The sequence below is a fragment of the Oceanobacillus limi genome, assembly GCF_900111445.1.
In the GTDB taxonomy this organism is placed as follows: Bacteria; Bacillota; Bacilli; order Bacillales; family Amphibacillaceae; genus Ornithinibacillus; species Ornithinibacillus limi.
Map to the genome: position 1 here is coordinate 96606 of NZ_FOHE01000010.1, position 18122 is coordinate 114727.

Here is an 18122-nt window from a genome sequence, read left to right on the forward strand (position 1 = left end):
CCTCAGCTTAAGCCAATGCGGTCAAAGATAGCATCAACATTTTTTAAGTGGTACGTGTAATCGAAACAATCATCTATCTCTTCTTTTGTTAGCAGATTGGTAATTTGCTCATCTGCTTCAACTAATTGTTTAAAATGGGTTTCTGTCTCCCATGCTCGCATTGCTTTTGGTTGGACGATGTCATACGCGGTTTCTCTTGACATCCCTTTATCAATTAATGTTAGTAGGACACGCTGCGAGAAGATAACCCCGTGCGTTTTGTCGATATTTCGTTTCATATTTTCTGGGAATACCGTGAGATTTTTTACGATGCTTGCAAATCGGTTAAGCATATAATTTAGTGCAATTGTCGCATCTGGCAAGATAACCCGTTCTGCAGAAGAATGGGAAATGTCACGTTCATGCCATAAGGAAACATTTTCATAAGCAGTTACCATATGTCCTCGGATCACCCGTGCCATACCAGTCATATTTTCCGAGCCAATTGGATTTCGCTTATGCGGCATCGCTGAAGAACCTTTTTGTCCTTTTGCAAAAAATTCCTCTACTTCACGTGTTTCCGTCTTTTGCAGTCCACGAATTTCTGTTGCCATTTTCTCAATGGATGTTGCAATTAGTGCAAGCGTTGATACATATGCAGCATGGCGGTCGCGTTGTAAGGTTTGTGTCGAAACCGGTGCTGGTGAAAGCCCTAAATTTTTACAAACATAGCTTTCTACAAATGGATCAATATTGGCATATGTACCGACAGCTCCAGACAGCTTACCAAATTCAATATTGTCTGCTGCCAGTTCAAAACGTTCTACATTCCGCTTCATTTCTTCATACCATAAGGCAAGCTTTAACCCAAATGTAGTTGGTTCTGCATGAACACCATGCGTTCTCCCCATCATCACCGTATGTTTATGTTCGTTTGCTTTATCTTTTAGGATTTCAATAAAATTTAAAAGATCTTTACGGATTATTTCATTTGCTTGCTTTAATAAATAGGAAAGTGCCGTATCCACAACATCTGTAGACGTTAATCCATAGTGCACCCATTTCCTTTCCTCACCAAGTGTTTCCGAAACAGCACGTGTGAATGCGACAACATCATGCCTTGTTTGTTGTTCAATCTCGTAAATTCGGTTGATATCGAATGATGCCCTTTCACGGATTTTTGTTACATCCTCTTTCGGAATAACTCCAAGCTCACTCCAGGCCTCACATGCTAAAATTTCCACCTCTAGCCAAGCATTAAATTTATTTTCCTCTGTCCAAATGGATCCCATTTCTTCTCTGGTGTAACGATCAATCATTGTTTTGCCTCCTCAAGTTGTTCCAACTGTTTGGTTATTTTATTACCGACATAAGTAATATGCCCCATTTTCCGTTTTGGTTTCGCTTCATCTTTGCCGTATAAATGAATAAACCCTTGGGAAGATGTAGCTATTGTTTTTTGTATTGTTTCGATATCTTCTCCTAAAATATTAACCATTGTCGCATGCTCCCACAACTGAACCGGAATAAACGGAAGACCACATATCGCTCGAATATGCTGCGAAAATTGAGAAACGGAGCATGCCTCTATCGTATAATGTCCTGAATTATGAGGTCGTGGCGCCATTTCATTAATGAAAATGGAATCTCCATCTACAAACATTTCAATAGCAAATGTACCAACAATATTCATCTCCTCGGCAATCAGAGCAGCAGCCTCCAATGCCTGTTTTTCTACTTGATCGGAGGTTCGTGCCGGAACAATTGACCGATATAAAATATGGTCCTTATGCTCATTTTCTGCAATTGGAAAAAATTCCATTCCCCCTGCTTGTGATCTAGTAAAAATTACAGATATTTCTTTCTCAAACGGAATCCATTCTTCGATAATGCAGTAGGAATGCTTTTCAGCAAAATCTATTGCGGCAGGAATCGCGTTACGCGAAGGGAGCTTTAATTGTCCCTTTCCGTCGTAACCACCTCGACATGTCTTAATCACTGCCGGGAATGAAACGTTTTGGATCGCCTGCCTACACTCCTCGCCACTTTTTACAATCTGAAAATTTGGAATGGGCAAATTCAACTTACGCATCAGTTGCTTTTCTTTTTCACGGTTTTGGGTTACTTCTAAAGCATAGGACCCTTGAGGCAATTTCCCTTGCTGTTCTATATAGGATGCTGCTTTTAAATCAACATTTTCAAATTCGTAGGTAACGACATCACTAGCCTCTGTTAACGCTTCTATGGCCTCCATGTCATGATAAGCTGCCGTGAGTTGTTGGTCAGAAACTTGAGCCGCCGGACCATTCGGTGTTGGATCCAAGACCACTACTCGATATCCCATATATTTTGCAGCAATGGCCATCATTCTTCCCAATTGACCGCCACCAATAATTCCAATTGTCTGGTTTGGAAGGATGGTTTTACTTGTTTGCAAGTTCTTCCCTCATTTCTTTTACTTTTTCTTTCATTTGTTCTCGATATGTATCCAGTTTCGCCGCTATAAAATCATCAAAAGCCCCTATCATTTCAGCAGCCAGTATACCCGCATTTGTTGCTCCGGATTTTCCGATTGCAACTGTTGCAGTTGGAACACCACCTGGCATCTGCACAATCGATAATAAGGAATCCATTCCGTTAAGTGCTTTACTTTGAACAGGCACCCCTATTATAGGTAACGTTGTTTGAGAAGCTACCATCCCTGGTAGATGGGCAGCCCCACCAGCACCTGCAATGATTATTTTAATCCCTTTTCCCCGTGCCTCTTTGGCATAGGTAAACATTTCATCTGGGGCCCGGTGCGCGGAAATAACTTCTTTTTCATAAGCAATTTGCAGTTCATCCAATACATTACAGGTATGCTGCATTGTTTCCCAATCCGAAATACTTCCCATTATAACGCCAACTTTAGCCATGGAATCCTCCCCCTTCCATTAAAATAAAAACAAAAAAGTCTACTCGTCTCCCTCAAAGATTGATTGAGAGAAGATGAATAGACCACTAACATGCATTCGAAAATTTCAGCTTTCAAAAACCGATATTTTCATACCTATTAGAAAGGATTTCCCCTTTCTAACGTATCGAAAAATAGATCATTGTTCTCCACAATGATTCATCTTCCCTCATAGTCCAGCATTTACGGTGCCAGGTAGAGACTTCAAGGCCATATCCCAAGAAATATATGAGGATCCGTATTTAATTGACGATTTAAGCATAACAAAAGAAAAGCCAAAATGCAATAAAATATCGAACGTTATTATATATATTTTTACAAACGTTCGGTTTTCACTCATTTTTATGAACTTACCATTTTCCCTCCATTCACATGGATGACCTGACCAGATACATATGAGGAGTCCTCGGAAGCTAAATAAACATACGCAGGAGCCAGTTCATATGGTTGACCTGCTCGCTTCATCGGAACATCCTTGCCAAATTTCTCACTTATATAGTCTGATGAAAAGCTCGCTGGAATAAGCGGCGTCCATATTGGCCCTGGCGCAACTGCATTCACTCGGATTCCTTCCTCCATTAAATTCTGTGACAGAGCACGAGTGAACCCAACAATCGCTCCTTTTGTTGCACTATAATCAATTAATTTTTCATTACCTTCATATGCCACAATCGAAGCTGTATTAATAATCGTATCTCCCTCTCCCAAATAAGGCAATGCAGCTTTAGTCATGTAAAAGAACGAGTAAATGTTGGTCTGAAATGTCACATCCCATTGTTCCAAGGAAATATCCATTAGGCTATCTTGAACAAATTGAACAGCATGGTTATTTACTAATATATTTAATTTACCAAAGTGGTTCATTGTTTGTTCCACAACGTTTTGGCAATGCTTGGGGTCTTTTAAGTCACCTACGATTAAAAGACAGCGACGTCCAAGGGATTCTATTCGATGCTTCGTCCGAAAGGCATCTTCATTTTCATATTCATAATAATAAGGGATAACGACATCTGCGCCCTCCTTAGCAAACGCAATAGCCGTAGCTGCGCCAATTCCACTATCTCCACCAGAAATAATAGCAACTTTATTTTTAAGCTTTCCTGATCCTTTATAATTCGGATCTTCAACCATAGGTCTAGGAACCATTAAGGGTTCAATTCCCGGTTGCTGCGGCTGATGCTGCGGTGGAATGTTTTCCAATTCATGCGTATAATCCATTTGATGATTTCTTTGATAATACATGTTCTTACCCCCTCTAGTTGGAAATAACACATATATGGCACTATATTCGTGACTATGGGGAAATGTTCAGATTTGGGGATAACTGCATCGTTTCGGTAACATGGTGTGGAAAATAGAGGTTGGCACATCATCTAGAAAAATTAATAACGGAAAGAAAAACCATATCCAAGGATAATTGGTTCCTCTTTCCGTTGATCATACGTTGAGTGTACATAGTCGGATCCTCATTTATTAAAGCTATTGGTAGGATGAGGGTTCCTTAGGGATGAACGTTGATTTATCTGGGCTGAACGTTGATTCCCTGGGGGCGAACGTTGATTTATGCGTTTGAACGTTGATTTCCTAGGGTCGAACGTTGATTTCTACGTTCAAGCGTCGATTCCCTCGTGCTGAACGTTGATTTCTACGGTTGAGCGTCGATTTCCTCGCGTCGAACGTTGATTTCTGCTTTTGAACGTCGATTTCTTGGCGCCGAACGTTGATTTCTACGGTTGAACGTCGATTCCCTCGCGCCGAACGTTGATTCCTACGTTCAAGCGTCGATTCCCCGGGGGCGAACGTTGATTTCTACGGTTGAGCGTCGATTCCTTGCGCCGAACGTTGATTCCTACCGTTGAACGTCGATTCCCTGGGGGCGAACGTTGATTTATGCGTTTGAACGTCGATTCCCTCGCGCCGAACGTTGATTTCTACGGTTGAACGTCGATTCCCTGGTGTCAAAAGTTGATTTCTCTGTCTGAACATCGACATTCTACTCCGCTTCCCTCCCTCAAATTTCCGCACACGGTTTCAGATTTTATTTTGGTGGCTTGGAGCTTGGGAAGTTTTGATTCGTTTCTGTTGGTGGATTCGTTTTTGGATCTGCACCGCTTTTTTTCTTAGGGTTGAGTAAGCGACCTTTTCTAACCTGCTTTACCCAGAAGCCTCCATGAATCTGTTTAGGCTCATATGAAATAATAAATGCCTTAGGGTCGATTGTTTTAATTTCTTCATATAGTTTTAGTTCATATTTTCGCGGTGTTAAAATTTGCATGGTTAAGCGATCACCGTCCATACCATATGCAGACCAACTAGTGACCCCATAGCCTTTTTGCCGAAGTTTTTTGGTAAAATCAAGATCTGGATTACCAGAAATGACATTTACGGTTATGTAACCAAGTGCTAGCTTTTCTTCAATAATCGAACCAACGACGACACCAACTCCGTAACCTAATGCATAGGCAATTACATTTTGGATTTGGTCAAGATTATCTAATACAAGTCCTAGACCAATGACATACACGACAATTTCAACCATTCCTACCAATCCGGCAATATAACGTCGCCCCTTCAAGGTTAGGATCATACGAATGGTTAGGAAGGATACATAGACAACATTTATAATAAAAATGATTGTCACCATGACAAATATATTACTTAGCAAACATAAAACCTCCTCATTCTTGCCCATCTAGAATACAACAAATGATCATGATATGAAACCCTACACGCTTAGGCGAATCACCTATATCTTATTGAATGCATAAAATAGTAGCATCTATTATTCCAAATGGGGTGTTACTCATGGATCCATTTCAGCATATGAACGAATGGAAAAATAACATGGATCAATTTTTTGGTGAAAAATTCTGGGATCAATTTGAAGGTATTGTTAAACCTAATATTCCCCAAATCAATATTTACCAAACAGACCACGAACTTTTATGTATTGTTAATGTTCCTGGATTGCAGGATCTGGACAAATTAGATATTTATGTAGATTATGCAACATTAGAATTAAGAGGTGTAATCGACATTGGCCATGAAGGGGGAACCGTTCTAAAAGATGAAATTCTACAAGGCGTATTTGACCGAAGTGTGTCTTTACCATTCCCAGTGCGTTCGGATAAAATCAAAGCCACGTATAAAAATGGCCTTGTATATATTCAACTACACCGATTTATTTCTGATTCTGGTCGAAAGAATCGAGTCAATGTTCGATTGTTGGAGGATGAATAGGAATGGGTCCCCCTTTCCCTTACCATTACGGATAGGGAAGCGAGGGGAATCCTTTATTTATTTGGACCAAATACCCGTTTTTCAATAGAAGATGTTGTCCCATTTAACCTTTTGTATAACGTTTTCTTCCAACTTTCAGCGAGCAAGTCACATGAGACTAATTCCTTCGCTGGCTCTAGATCGTCTTTTTGTACATGCATGACTTCATTACAAGCAGAAATTGTCCACTGTGGAAATGGGCGTTCAACCAATTCCAGCTCAAGTCCAGACTCAATATTCCCTTCTTGAAGCACACGAAAATACCAACCAGTTCTACCTGTTTTTTGAATCCGTAATGCAAATTCCATCACTCCAAATCGCCTGGCTGGCTTCCAGCATGGTTGCCTTGGTTGAGATACTTGAATCATAGCATCTCCTAGTTTATATATGTCGCCAATACATACAGATGATTCATCCATATGGAATACCGCTAAGTTCTCTCCATTTGCGCCAATCCCAATCGTCTCGAGAGCTAAATCCTTTTTCCAGTATTCATAGTGGTGAACAGGATAGGTAAATACCGCTTTCTCCGGGCCACCATGGTTCTTTTTATCAGCTACTTCATCCCCCTGTAATCCTGTCTTACCGAGCCAAACACTACCACTTCGCTCATTTTTAAACATTCCACTTTCCCACTGCTTCTCCATTGGTTTTTCGGCATTTGGATTGCCAACCTGTTTTACTTTCCCTGTTAGTAGTTTATGTATCTGTGGTCTTTTCATATGATCACTTCCAGTAATTTATGGTATAGTAATTAAATATCTATCATTATAACACTTTTGTTGTTATTTTCAGAATTTAAGATACCTAATAGGGGGATTCCTTATGACAAATAAACATAGTAAAGCAACGTTTGCTGGCGGCTGTTTTTGGTGTATGGTAAAACCATTCGATCAGTGGGATGGAGTTCACAGTGTGATATCTGGATATACAGGCGGACATGTTGAAAAACCTAGTTACGAAGATGTAAAAACAGGAACAACTGGTCATTATGAGGCTGTAGAGATCACTTATGACCCAAACATCATTGACTATCAAACAATACTGGATCTCTATTGGAGACAAATTGACCCTACAGATGATGGTGGTCAGTTCCATGATCGTGGTGACCAATATCGAACGGCGATATTTTACCATGATGAAAAGCAGAAAGAACAAGCTGAAGATTCCAAGCAAGAGCTCGGTAATAGTGGAAAATTTTCCAAACCAATTGTTACCGAAATCTTACCTGCGACTACATTTTATCCAGCAGAAGATTACCACCAGGATTTTTATAAAAAAAATGAAGAAGAATACCAGGAAGACCGAGCAAAGTCTGGTCGCGACGAATTTATTGAAGAAACCTGGAAATAAACACCCGCTTATGGGTGTTTTTCTTTTGGTGGATAGAATGATATGGGATTCCCTATCATTCTATCCCCTTTTTCTTTTACAAGGATAGTAGTATAATTGCCTTTACATTATGAAACAGATTAGGAGCGGACATCTTGTCAAAAACAGAATCATTAGTACCATTGAAGATGCTATTATTTAGCTTTCATGCAACAAATACCATTATATTGAGTTACCTCCCACTGTATTTAAAATACAAAGGATTAGAAGGTTCAGAGATAGGGTATGTACTTGCAATCGGACCTCTTGCATCGATTTTTGCTCAACCAATATGGGGGTATTTAAGTGATAAATATAAAACCGTAAAGAAAATATTAATCGTTTGTATTTTAGGGTTATTAATTGGAAGTACAATCTTTTTTCAGATGGATACATTATCCACCATTCTGCTCATGGGGGCTGTGTTTTACTTTTTTGCAACTCCCATTGGCGCACTTGGTGATAGCTTAGCGCAACGACGAGCAGAGGAAATAGGCGCCTCCTTTGGTTCCATTCGAACATGGGGATCCATCGGCTTCGCTACTTCCTCATTAGCGATTGGTGCATTACTAACTGAATACGGTGTTCAATACATGATCTGGCCATACTTATTTTTTGGAACAATTGCTTTACTCATTGTCTTTCGTTTAAAGGATGTAAAAGTGGAATCGGACCCGGTTAAGCTTCAAGACTTAAAAAAGCTTATCCAAAATAAGCCATTTCTTATCTTTTTAGTTCTAATGTTGTTTATTACCATTACACATCGAACAAGTGATAGTTTCATTGGTTTATACATTGAACAACTTGGCGGAAATGAGAGGTTAGTTGGCGTCGCTTGGTTTGTCGGGGTGATTAGTGAGGCAGCTGTGTTCTTTTTTGCTGGTCGTTGGTTTAAAAAGTTTCATCCATTAGTTTTTGTCATTATTGCTGGTGTGCTTTATAGTATGCGGTGGTTCCTATACGCATATGCGAACGATCCTATGTATGTCATTGCGCTTCAATTTTTGCATGGCTTAACATTTGGTGTGTTTTATCTAGCAGCCTTCGACTATGTTTCTCGACTAATTCCAAAACTGTTGCAGTCTACAGGGCATCTTGTATTTTTCGCAACCTTCTTTGGCGTCTCCGGCATTATTGGTTCATTAATGGGTGGTGCATTAATGGATTCTTATGGTGGAGGAACACTTTATTTCGTAATGGGTTGCATGGCTGTCATTGGAACAATTAGTATGACGATTTATCATGTATTGCCGTACGGGAAAAAAACCACACAACCTGGTGAATAATTCGCATAACTATTTGATCACGATACACCGCATTCGCATCGTTATGTATATAAATGCGAGGTAACTTTTTATTTCGACTTTCCAGATCTAATGGATATACGCTACGCAGAATGCTACGCTTTCCGAGGGCACGGCCTCAGCCAAGGAAATAAAGGAATGAGGTTCCACTTTGTAATTGATGAGGATCGTGGTTCCTTTAAATGACCAAAAAACGACTCAAACAAGCAGTTCGAGGATTCTCATTCCTCTATTAGACATAAATCAGTGAAAATTTTACTGGAAAAGCTAAATAAAGGAATGAGGTTCCAAAAACATGCATCTGGTGTCTTATTTCAGCCATTTAGCGGAATGAGGTTCCACTTCGCAATTGATCAGGATCACTCATTCCGCTATTCGGACCCAATGGTTGTTCGATGAAACTTGTTTTTTTCAATGACGGATTAGTGTTCAACGTCAGCCGAATACTAGAATACAAGTTATTAGTTTAATCATATATCTCTACAATATTTCCAAAAGCCAACTTCATTGAAAATTCACGTGGCTTATCATTTCCCAACAATAAAAGAAAAAGCGAAGTCATCCCGAAGGTGGCTTCGCTTGTCTTTAACTTAAGAACATAAAATATAAAACAAAGATAACAAACAATCCATACATTATAGGATGAATTTCTTTCGCACGTCCTTTGATCACCATCGTAATCGGATAGAAAATAAATCCTATCGCAATACCTGTGGCAATGCTGTATGTTAACGGCATTGTTAAAACCGTTAAAAAGGCAGGAACTGCAATCTCAAATTGATCCCATTCAATATCTTTTAATGCGCTTGCCATCAACACACCTACAATAATTAATGCCGGAGCCGTTACTTCCGAAGTTACCACACTTAGTAATGGTGAGAAAAACAGAGCTAAAATAAAGAATCCTGCAGTTACCACGGCAGTGAAACCAGAGCGACCGCCTACACCTACACCTGCTGTAGACTCAACATATGAAGTAGTAGTCGATGTACCAACAGCCGCACCAACTACTGTCGCAGCTGAATCAGCAAACAATGCCTTCCCAGCACGTGGTAGTTTATTATTTTTAACCAGACCAGCCTGTGACGCCACTGCCACAAGAGTTCCAGCTGTATCGAAAAAGTCAACAAATAAAAACGTCAAGATAACGACAAGCATTTCTAATGTAAATATTTCACCAAAATGCGCAAACGCCTGACCGAAAGTTGGTGCTACGCTTGGGATACTACCTACTACCCCATTCAATTCCGTAAATCCAAATATAATTCCTGCAATGGTTGTTAAGATCATTCCGTAAAAAATACCAGCCCGTATGCCAAGCGTTAGCAAAACAACCGATACTACAAGGCCAAATATAGCTAACAATACACCTGCTGAAGTAAGATTCCCTAATGCTAGCAGTGTGTCTGGGTCACCTACAACAATTCCCGCACTTTGAAGTCCAATAAATGCGATAAATAGCCCGATACCTGCTCCAACCGCTTTTTTCAAATTAGCTGGAATGGCATTTATAATTTTTTCACGAACCCCAGTAAGTGTTAAAACAATAAAAATAAGTCCAGAAGCTAACACACCAGCTAGTGCTGTTTCCCATGGAATACCACTTCCAATAACAACAGAAAAAGCAAAAAATGCATTCAAGCCCATTCCCGGTGCAAGTGCGATTGGATATTTTGCAATGATCCCCATAAATAACGAACCAACTGCCGCGGCAATTGCGGTAGCTGCAAATACAGCACCCTCATCCATTCCGGTTGCACCTAATAAATCTGGATTAACAAACAGGATATAAGCCATCGCTAAAAATGTTGTTAAACCTGCTGTAAATTCGGTACGGTAATTCGTTCCTAATTCTTCAAATTGAAAATACTTCTTCACGTTATTTCCTCCCTGTTTTTATAGAGAATAAGAAAAGCACTCTTGATTCCCAAGAGTGCTACCAATAACTATGCAAGAAAAAGTAATGAGATAGAAAACACTTCATTATTAAAAGAGCTTTCCATAAAAGAATTACTTCACCTGCGTAGTCAGACCATTTACGGTAGTCTGGTAGAGACTTTGGGCCATATCCCCTAAATTATACGCAATAAAATATAAAGTTTTTAAATGATTTCTAGGAATAGAATACTATATTCTTAGATAGTTGTCAACAAAAGCCGAACAATTGTTATTTTTCTCGTCTAAAGGTTCGCCTTTGTTTATTCCCACTCAATTGTTGCAGGTGGTTTACTTGTAACATCATACACTACACGATTGATATGTGCGACATCATTCACAATACGTGTGGAGATCTTTTCTAGCACATCCCATGGGATACGTGCCCAATCCGAGGTCATCCCGTCGATTGAAGTTACCGCTCGTATTCCTATTGTATAATCATACGTGCGTGCATCTCCCATCACACCAACACTACGTATATCAGGAAGTACCGTAAAGTATTGCCAAATATCACGATCCAATCCGGCTGCAGCAATCTCTTCACGTAATATTGCATCAGACTCACGAACAATCGCTAATTTTTCCTCGGTTACTTCTCCTAACACGCGTATAGCCAGCCCCGGTCCCGGGAATGGTTGGCGCCATACAACTCGATCTGGTAAACCAAGCTGTGTTCCTAGCTCACGAACCTCATCTTTAAATAAAGTATTTAATGGTTCGATTAATTCAAACTGCATATTCTCCGGCAACCCACCGACATTATGATGTGACTTAATCGTTTGTGCTGTCTCCGTTCCACTTTCAATAATATCTGTATAAAGCGTTCCTTGTGCTAAATAATCAATCTCTTTTAATTTTGCAGCTTCATCGTCAAATACATAGATGAATTCATTGCCGATTATTTTCCGCTTTTTCTCTGGGTCATCTACCCCTTTTAGCTTCGTAAGAAAACGTTCCGCTGCATCGATTTTAATAATATTCATGTTAAAATCATCAGCAAATACTTTCATCACATCATCCGCTTCATTTTTCCGAAGCAAGCCATGATCAACAAAAATACATGTTAATTGATCCCCAATTGCTTTATGAATTAAAGCAGCAACTACAGAGGAATCAACTCCCCCACTCAAGGCACAAAGAACCTTCTTGTCGCCAACTTGGTTTTGAATCTTTTCTACTTCCATATCAATAAAGTTTTCAATGGTCCAATCACCTGTACAAGAACAAACTTTGAAAACAAACTGCTTTAATAACTGATTCCCATACTCTGAATGACGTACTTCTGGATGGTACTGTACACCGTATAATTGGGCTTCATCATTACTCATTGCAGCAATTGGTGTGGAAGCACTTGTTGCATCCACTTGGAATTCTTTCGGAGCCTCCACAACTTTATCGCCATGACTCATCCAAACGGTCTGATGATCCGGTGATTCTTGGAATAAAGCTGGGTTATCTTTTATGTTAATCATTGCTTTTCCATATTCACGGTTCTTTGCTTTCTCCACTTTTCCACCAAAATGCAGTGCCATTAGCTGCATCCCATAACAAATCCCTAATACTGGAATACCTAAATCAAAGATTTCCTCGTTTGGACGAAAGCTATTTTCATCATAAACACTATGCGGGCCGCCTGATAATATGATTCCTTTAGGATTCATCTGCTTAATTTCTTCAACAGATAGTTTATGAGAATGAAGTTCACTGTATACTCCAAATTCACGAATTCGTCTCGTAATTAACTGATTGTATTGGCTTCCGAAATCTAGCACTAAAATCATTTCACTATTATTCATGTGTACGCTCCTAACTGTGGTTGCTATTTGTATTACTTCGGGCTCTTCACTGGTCTAAGCGAGACTTTAATCCAGTTACGCTCAGGACATATACGAAAAAGAAAAAAACCTAGACCTCTGCTTTTCGTATATAAACTACAAAAAGGCAGAAAATCCAGGTTTTTAATAAAACATCAAAGATAATCCGCCTTCATAGTCAGAGCATTTACGGTGCTCCGGTAGAAACTTTCGAACCATATTATCGAGGATATACGAAGTACGTTATTTTATTTAATTTATTTGTATAAGTTAAGCTTATTTTACTAGTGAATAACACCTTGGTCAACCCAAAATCTGTTTGATTAAATTTTTCCACAAATCTCTCATTTCTGAAACAGAAAATGCCGTTGGATCGTTCTTATAAATCATTTTTTCATATGCAGCCGTAAGTCGTCCCATTGTATCGGTATGGTACCACGTATCCACCCGAGTGGCATACTCTCGTAACGTTTGATCTCGGTCTTTCGTAAATCCTTGATGTTTCAAGACTTTCAATACAAAATGATAGGCATCTTGGTAGGTTTGTGAGTCTTTATTTTTATCCCATTTTCTTTCTAAGAGATACGTTTGCATTTGAAATCTCCTTAAATATAGTAGCACTAATGCGATTAATAGAATTACTCCCCCTATTGTGATATGCCACCACTTTAACTCAAATCCAGTTGAACCATTGGATGGATCAGCAGGTTGCATTGCATCTACTGCTTCCTCATCCTCTTCTTGTTCTAACGGATCTGGTTCCTCCGTATCTTCTAGTTCTCGTTCAGGTGCTTCTAATTCATCACGTTCTGAATCGCTGTCTGTTTCTGTATAGAAATCTGTTAAGTTCGTAAATCCTTGAGTTGGCTCAAATGGAACCCATCCTATCTCTTCAAAATATACCTCCACCCAAGAGTGAGCGTTCGAATTGGTGACCTCATACATCGTATAGGAACTATCACCATCAAAGCTCTCTTCCATTGGTTCACCACTTGTGAAACCTTTAACCCACCTAGCAGGAATATCTAATGAACGTAGCAACACTACCATGGATGTGGAAAAGTTATCACAATATCCGATCTTCGAATCAAACAAAAATTGATCGACATAATCTTGCTCTTCCCCAGGGGTAGGCACATTACTTGTTTGGTATTCAAATCCATTACGAGCAAAATAACTTTCCACCGCTTTTACTTTGTCATACTGTGAATCAAATGATTCGGTTATTTCATCAGCTAATTCGTTCACCCTTTCAGGCAAATCTGATGGTAGTTGTGTGTAATGATCTAAGAATTCTCCTGAACGAATCGTTTCAGCCTCTCGCATCTTATCTAGTGAAAATGATGGATAATCATAGGTAAGACTGTATTCACTCAAAGAAACGTCATCCCCATTCCACTCCGTTCGCACTGCTCCACTAATTGGATATAAGAGGAACTGTGCCTGTTCATTCGTGTCTACTTTTTTTGTACCATAAGGATAAACTAGCTTAGGAATTTGTGAATTCCCTTGAAACTCAAGAAATGTCTCTAGCTCCTCGGTTTCATTGTAATCGGCATAAGGCTGTAATCCTAATTCATCTGGCTGCTGCATAGCATAATCCTCGTCATCAGAGTTTATCCATCCCTTACCGGTATATACGTCTTTTGACTCAATACGCCAGTAATGCTTTTCTTGGGATGCTGCCTGAAAGACCGTTGTATCGTCTTGGACAAATGACCCTCCTAGCCTTGAATCATCTTCACCATATCCAACTTTCCGTATGCCTCCTGAACCACCAGAACCTCCAGTAGCACTCTGAATAAAAGGAACCGGATCTGGCCATTGTGGTTCAAACTTTGGTGCAGCATATCCTACTGCAGTGGAGAACAAAACAATTAGGATTAACGGGATAATCCATATCGGATTTTGCCTAGCCCATGTAAAGGTTATTCGTTCCATTTGGATTTCCTTAAAGAAGTTCGCCATACCCAACCCAATAAAAGCCATTGCGAATGTACGTATGATTGGAAAACTACCGTCATATACCGTAAACGTGTCTAACACCGTAAGATATATAAATGTTAGGATGACAAATGCAAAGATTCGCTTCATTTGTACAAACCAGTAATGAATTAAATAGCTCATTAACCAAATAATGAATAAAAATAGGATACTTCGGAACATTCCGGATAAATCATCCCATTGCTGCGATAGCAGTGCTTGGATATTAATATTGACTTCTGCAACTAGTTGTTGGATCCATAGCTTGCTAAATATGCTATACTCGGAAAACAATCCATTAATAATAAATAGTAAACCAAATCCCTTTAATGAAAAGGAAATCCACCAATTTACTTTTAACAAGGTAATAATAAAACAAAACATCGTATAAATAATGAAAACACTTAGATTTGTTGTATCGGTAACTTCCTCGATTGGATAGAGCCATTCCAAAAACAAGAGCAAGCCAAGAATATACAATATTGAGGTATAGATTATTGGTATTTGATTTTGTTTCGATCGCCTCACAGTCCACTCACCTCAATAGGATTTTTAATTAGCTCTTTTTCTGTTAGTACGGTTATTCCGACTCCTTCTTGTTGTAATTGCCTTAATAATTGATGTTCTTCTTTAGAAATTCGCTTCTCAGCTTGAATAAAAAGGATCGAAACATGCTTTTTTCGCAGTTTAATCTGTTGAACCGTATCCTTTAATGGTTCATCGAATCGATTAACAATTAACAAAACGAAAAAGTTATTCGTCACTTTTAACATTTCCTCTTTTAACTTCAGAGAAAAAGGCTGTGTTTTAGTAGGTTGTAATCTAGTTAGATGTTTCCGTACCCATTCATGTTTCGTTGGATCATGTTGAACAGGAAACCAGGTAACTTCCTCCCCAATCGACAATAAGCCTACTTGTGAAGCATGCCTACGTAATGTTTCCATCATAGAAACTCCAACTTCGATTAATGCCTCAAATGCTAATACATTTAACCCATCAACATAACATGCGTCTAGCACAATCAACGTATCTGTACTTTTTTCTTGTTCAAATTCCTTTGTCATCACATCATTTTTTTTAGCGGTTTGCTTCCAGTCAATCCAAGAGAATCGATCTCCAGGCATGTATTCTCTAATTCCTGAAGCAACATTTGTATTTTTCAAATTCATCGAAAAAGAAGAAACAGACCCTTGCTCAAAACTGCTACTTTTTTCTTCTAAATGAATTGGTCGTTCACTCGGATACGCAATTAGCTCACTTGAAACTTGAAAAATATGCTCCTTTTTTATTAATCCAAATACATCGCTCGTACGAATACGAATCGCACGTAATTGATGCTCCCCTCGTGGAATATTTTCCATCCGATAAGGAATTTGAATCGAACGTTTAAATCCAGGAAAAACAATCTTTTTAATCCCACGATTGACATGTAATTTATTCGGTTGATCTAGATATTTGTATTTACCCTGACGATTATCTACTTTATTTAATGTTTTAGGAAAAGCCTCCTCCACAACGCAATAATAGAGAGGAAACGCTGTTTTACGATCAATCATAATTGTTATGGAAACACCATCTCCCGCACGCATCACATGATGGGAAAGCTGTCTGGAAACCTTCCAGTTCTTTATCGGATATAATAGCAAACCTAACGTATAAAGAAAGATTGGTAGAAAGCTATAGAATAAAAACCAACTTGTGAAACCACCTTGAAACATTGCATAGGAAAAAAGGAGTGCAAGCAAGGTAAATATGAAAATGAATTTACCTAAAAATCGCATTACTTCTTTCATTAACGAAATTCCTTTCGAATGGGGATGTAGGTGTTTTTCACAATAGAATCAATCAGCTCACGACTCGTCATTCCATCATACCTAGCTTCAGAGTTTAAAATAACCCGATGTGAAAGGACATATGGTGCCAGGTACTTCACATCATCTGGTAAAACATAATCCCGTCCTTTAATAAATGCAAATGATTTAGCAGCCTTCATTAGCGCAATCGATCCACGAGGACTAACTCCTAGAAAGATAGATTCATGATTTCTTGTTTCTCTTACTAGATTCACAATATATTGTTGAACATTTTGATCAATATAAACCTCTTTTACATCCTGTTGTATGTTAACCAATTCTTCTTTTGTCATGACTGGTTCAATGGTTTCAATTGGATGTTCCTTTGACGTACGATCTAACATAATTAATTCTTCATCCATCGAAGGATATCCCATATTAAGTTTAAGAATAAATCGGTCTAATTGGGCTTCTGGTAACGGGTACGTACCTTCGTATTCAATAGGATTTTGTGTAGCCATTACAAAGAATGGTTTTTGTAATTGGATGGTTCTTCCATCGACAGTGACACTGTGTTCTTCCATTCCTTCAAGAAGTGATGATTGTGTCTTTGGAGAAGTACGATTAATCTCATCGGCTAGAACAATATTCCCTAAAATAGGACCACCACGAAATTCAAATTCTAGTTCCTTTGGATTATAGATGGAGATACCTGTAACATCTGATGGTAATAAATCCGGGGTGAACTGAATCCGTTTAAAATCACAATCTAATGACTTAGCTAGGGTACGAACAAGCATTGTTTTTCCCACACCCGGAACATCTTCTAGGAGCACATGACCTTCCGCTAATAAAGCAACTAAACTTAACGTAGATACTTCTTCTTTTCCGATCATGACTTTATTAATATTTTCAAGTACTTTTTCAATCTTACCATTATATACTACTGTATCTTGTACCATATTTTCGCTCCTTCAATTGATTGTTAATAAATCCGATATTTCGGACATTTATACTATAACTATACTAAAAACTAACAATGAAGTAAAAGCATACTTACAATACATTATTTTCAGAAACTTTTTGCCATATACTTATACAATAAAAATTATAGGCGAAATTCTATGGTAAACCAATGGGAGTTTTTAACAAAGAAAGACACCGTGTTTTAGTGCCAGAAGAGGCAGTTCAGGTTTATCTTTTTGTTGGGGCGGGGCGATTAGTTGGATTAAGTGTTGATTTATCCTTATGAGGGTTGATTGTTCTCTAATAGGTGTTGATTTATCCTTTTGAACGTTGATTCTTCTTCATTAAGTGTTGATAACTTCTTTTGAACGTTGATTCTTCTTCATTAAGTGTTGATAACTTCTTTTGAACGTTGATTCTTCTCCATTAAATGTTGATTTATCCTTTTGAACGTCGATTCTTCTCTATTAAATGTTGATTTTTCCTTTTGAACGTTGATTCTTCTCTATTAAGTGTTGATTTATTCTTTCAAACGTTGATTCTTCTTCACTAAGTGTTGATTTATCCTTTTGAACGTTGATTCTTCTTCATTAAGTGTCGATAACTTCTTTTGAACGTCGATTCTTCTTCATTAAGTGTTGATTTATTCTTTTGAACGTTGATTCTTCTCGATTAAGTGTTGATTTATTCTTTTGAACGTTAATTCTTCTCGATTAAATGTTGATTTCTCCTTTCGAACGTT

General features: G+C 38.6%; 14 protein-coding genes and 3 riboswitches. Of the genes, 3 read left to right on the forward strand and 11 right to left on the reverse strand.

The window, feature by feature from the left end; genetic code table 11:
* Positions 1 to 2: 2 nt before the first annotated feature.
* The 5 genes from purB to BMX40_RS11975 all read right to left on the reverse strand — a co-directional run bounded on the left by purB (position 3) and on the right by BMX40_RS11975 (position 5597).
* Positions 3 to 1298 (reverse strand): adenylosuccinate lyase, encoded by a 1296-nt coding sequence (gene purB, locus BMX40_RS11955; protein ID WP_090870190.1) that lies wholly within the window; start codon positions 1296 to 1298, stop codon positions 3 to 5.
* The gene (gene purK / locus BMX40_RS11960) at positions 1295 to 2416 is read right to left on the reverse strand and encodes a 5-(carboxyamino)imidazole ribonucleotide synthase (protein ID WP_090870192.1); all 1122 of its coding nucleotides are present in this window, start codon (positions 2414 to 2416) and stop codon (positions 1295 to 1297) included. Before purK ends, purB begins: the two co-directional genes overlap by 4 nt.
* The gene (gene purE, locus BMX40_RS11965) at positions 2403 to 2894 is read right to left on the reverse strand and encodes a 5-(carboxyamino)imidazole ribonucleotide mutase (protein ID WP_090870194.1); all 492 of its coding nucleotides are present in this window, start codon (positions 2892 to 2894) and stop codon (positions 2403 to 2405) included. Before purE ends, purK begins: the two co-directional genes overlap by 14 nt.
* 190 nt (positions 2895 to 3084) lie before the next feature.
* A riboswitch (purine riboswitch) is annotated at positions 3085 to 3184 on the reverse strand.
* A 90-nt stretch (positions 3185 to 3274) separates the two neighbouring features.
* Positions 3275 to 4174, reverse strand: a complete 900-nt coding sequence (locus BMX40_RS11970) for an SDR family oxidoreductase (RefSeq protein WP_090870196.1) — start codon at positions 4172 to 4174, stop codon at positions 3275 to 3277.
* 796 nt (positions 4175 to 4970) lie between these two features.
* Positions 4971 to 5597, reverse strand: coding sequence for a DUF2179 domain-containing protein (locus tag BMX40_RS11975; RefSeq protein WP_090870198.1), 627 nt, complete (start codon positions 5595 to 5597; stop codon positions 4971 to 4973).
* Positions 5598 to 5692: 95 nt separating this feature from the next.
* Here BMX40_RS11975 and BMX40_RS11980 point away from each other — a divergent pair, with 95 nt between their 5' ends.
* On the forward strand, positions 5693 to 6172 hold the full coding sequence (locus BMX40_RS11980; protein WP_244513508.1) for an Hsp20/alpha crystallin family protein: 480 nt from the start codon (positions 5693 to 5695) through the stop codon (positions 6170 to 6172).
* A gap of 53 nt (positions 6173 to 6225) precedes the next feature.
* Here BMX40_RS11980 and BMX40_RS11985 read toward each other — a convergent pair whose 3' ends face one another.
* Positions 6226 to 6933, reverse strand: coding sequence for an MOSC domain-containing protein (locus BMX40_RS11985; RefSeq protein ID WP_090870202.1), 708 nt, complete (start codon positions 6931 to 6933; stop codon positions 6226 to 6228).
* A 103-nt stretch (positions 6934 to 7036) separates the two neighbouring features.
* On the opposite strand from BMX40_RS11985, the gene msrA reads away from it, so the two are divergent.
* Together msrA and BMX40_RS11995 are read left to right on the forward strand one after the other, a co-directional pair.
* The gene (gene msrA, locus BMX40_RS11990; RefSeq protein ID WP_090870204.1) at positions 7037 to 7564 is read left to right on the forward strand and encodes a peptide-methionine (S)-S-oxide reductase MsrA; all 528 of its coding nucleotides are present in this window, start codon (positions 7037 to 7039) and stop codon (positions 7562 to 7564) included.
* Between the two features lie 134 nt (positions 7565 to 7698).
* Positions 7699 to 8868 carry an MFS transporter gene (locus BMX40_RS11995; protein ID WP_090870206.1) on the forward strand — a complete coding sequence of 390 codons (1170 nt, stop codon included), beginning with the start codon at positions 7699 to 7701 and terminating at the stop codon, positions 8866 to 8868.
* Between the two features lie 603 nt (positions 8869 to 9471).
* Here the strand turns inward: BMX40_RS11995 and BMX40_RS12000 are convergent.
* From BMX40_RS12000 to BMX40_RS12020, 5 genes are all read right to left on the reverse strand, one after another.
* Positions 9472 to 10764 carry an NCS2 family permease gene (locus tag BMX40_RS12000; RefSeq protein WP_090870208.1) on the reverse strand — a complete coding sequence of 431 codons (1293 nt, stop codon included), beginning with the start codon at positions 10762 to 10764 and terminating at the stop codon, positions 9472 to 9474.
* Between the two features lie 126 nt (positions 10765 to 10890).
* Positions 10891 to 10991, reverse strand: a riboswitch (purine riboswitch).
* A 93-nt stretch (positions 10992 to 11084) separates the two neighbouring features.
* Positions 11085 to 12620: a glutamine-hydrolyzing GMP synthase gene (gene guaA, locus BMX40_RS12005; protein WP_090870210.1), complete on the reverse strand. Its 1536-nt coding sequence runs from the start codon at positions 12618 to 12620 to the stop codon at positions 11085 to 11087.
* Positions 12621 to 12793: 173 nt separating this feature from the next.
* Positions 12794 to 12895, reverse strand: a riboswitch (purine riboswitch).
* A 46-nt stretch (positions 12896 to 12941) separates the two neighbouring features.
* A complete protein-coding gene (locus tag BMX40_RS12010) occupies positions 12942 to 15149 on the reverse strand; it encodes a DUF4129 domain-containing transglutaminase family protein (RefSeq protein WP_170840770.1) in 2208 nt (735 codons plus the stop codon).
* Positions 15146 to 16414, reverse strand: coding sequence for a DUF58 domain-containing protein (locus tag BMX40_RS12015; RefSeq protein WP_090870212.1), 1269 nt, complete (start codon positions 16412 to 16414; stop codon positions 15146 to 15148). Before BMX40_RS12015 ends, BMX40_RS12010 begins: the two co-directional genes overlap by 4 nt.
* Entirely contained in the window at positions 16414 to 17376 is a 963-nt protein-coding gene (locus BMX40_RS12020; protein ID WP_090870214.1) for an AAA family ATPase, read from the reverse strand. Before BMX40_RS12020 ends, BMX40_RS12015 begins: the two co-directional genes overlap by 1 nt.
* Positions 17377 to 18122: the final 746 nt, after the last annotated feature.

Excerpts from the sequence above, each read along its gene's own strand:
- BMX40_RS12020 (WP_090870214.1), bottom strand. The coding sequence starts at position 17,376 with ATGGTACAAGATACAGTAGTATATAATGGTAAGATTGAAAAAGTACTT.
- msrA (WP_090870204.1), top strand. The coding sequence starts at position 7,037 with ATGACAAATAAACATAGTAAAGCAACGTTTGCTGGCGGCTGTTTTTGG.
- BMX40_RS12015 (WP_090870212.1), bottom strand. The coding sequence starts at position 16,414 with ATGAAAGAAGTAATGCGATTTTTAGGTAAATTCATTTTCATATTTACC.
- BMX40_RS11980 (WP_244513508.1), top strand. The coding sequence starts at position 5,693 with ATGCATAAAATAGTAGCATCTATTATTCCAAATGGGGTGTTACTCATG.
- purB (WP_090870190.1), bottom strand. The coding sequence starts at position 1,298 with ATGATTGATCGTTACACCAGAGAAGAAATGGGATCCATTTGGACAGAG.
- purE (WP_090870194.1), bottom strand. The coding sequence starts at position 2,894 with ATGGCTAAAGTTGGCGTTATAATGGGAAGTATTTCGGATTGGGAAACA.
- BMX40_RS11970 (WP_090870196.1), bottom strand. The coding sequence starts at position 4,174 with ATGTATTATCAAAGAAATCATCAAATGGATTATACGCATGAATTGGAA.
- BMX40_RS11985 (WP_090870202.1), bottom strand. The coding sequence starts at position 6,933 with ATGAAAAGACCACAGATACATAAACTACTAACAGGGAAAGTAAAACAG.
- guaA (WP_090870210.1), bottom strand. The coding sequence starts at position 12,620 with ATGAATAATAGTGAAATGATTTTAGTGCTAGATTTCGGAAGCCAATAC.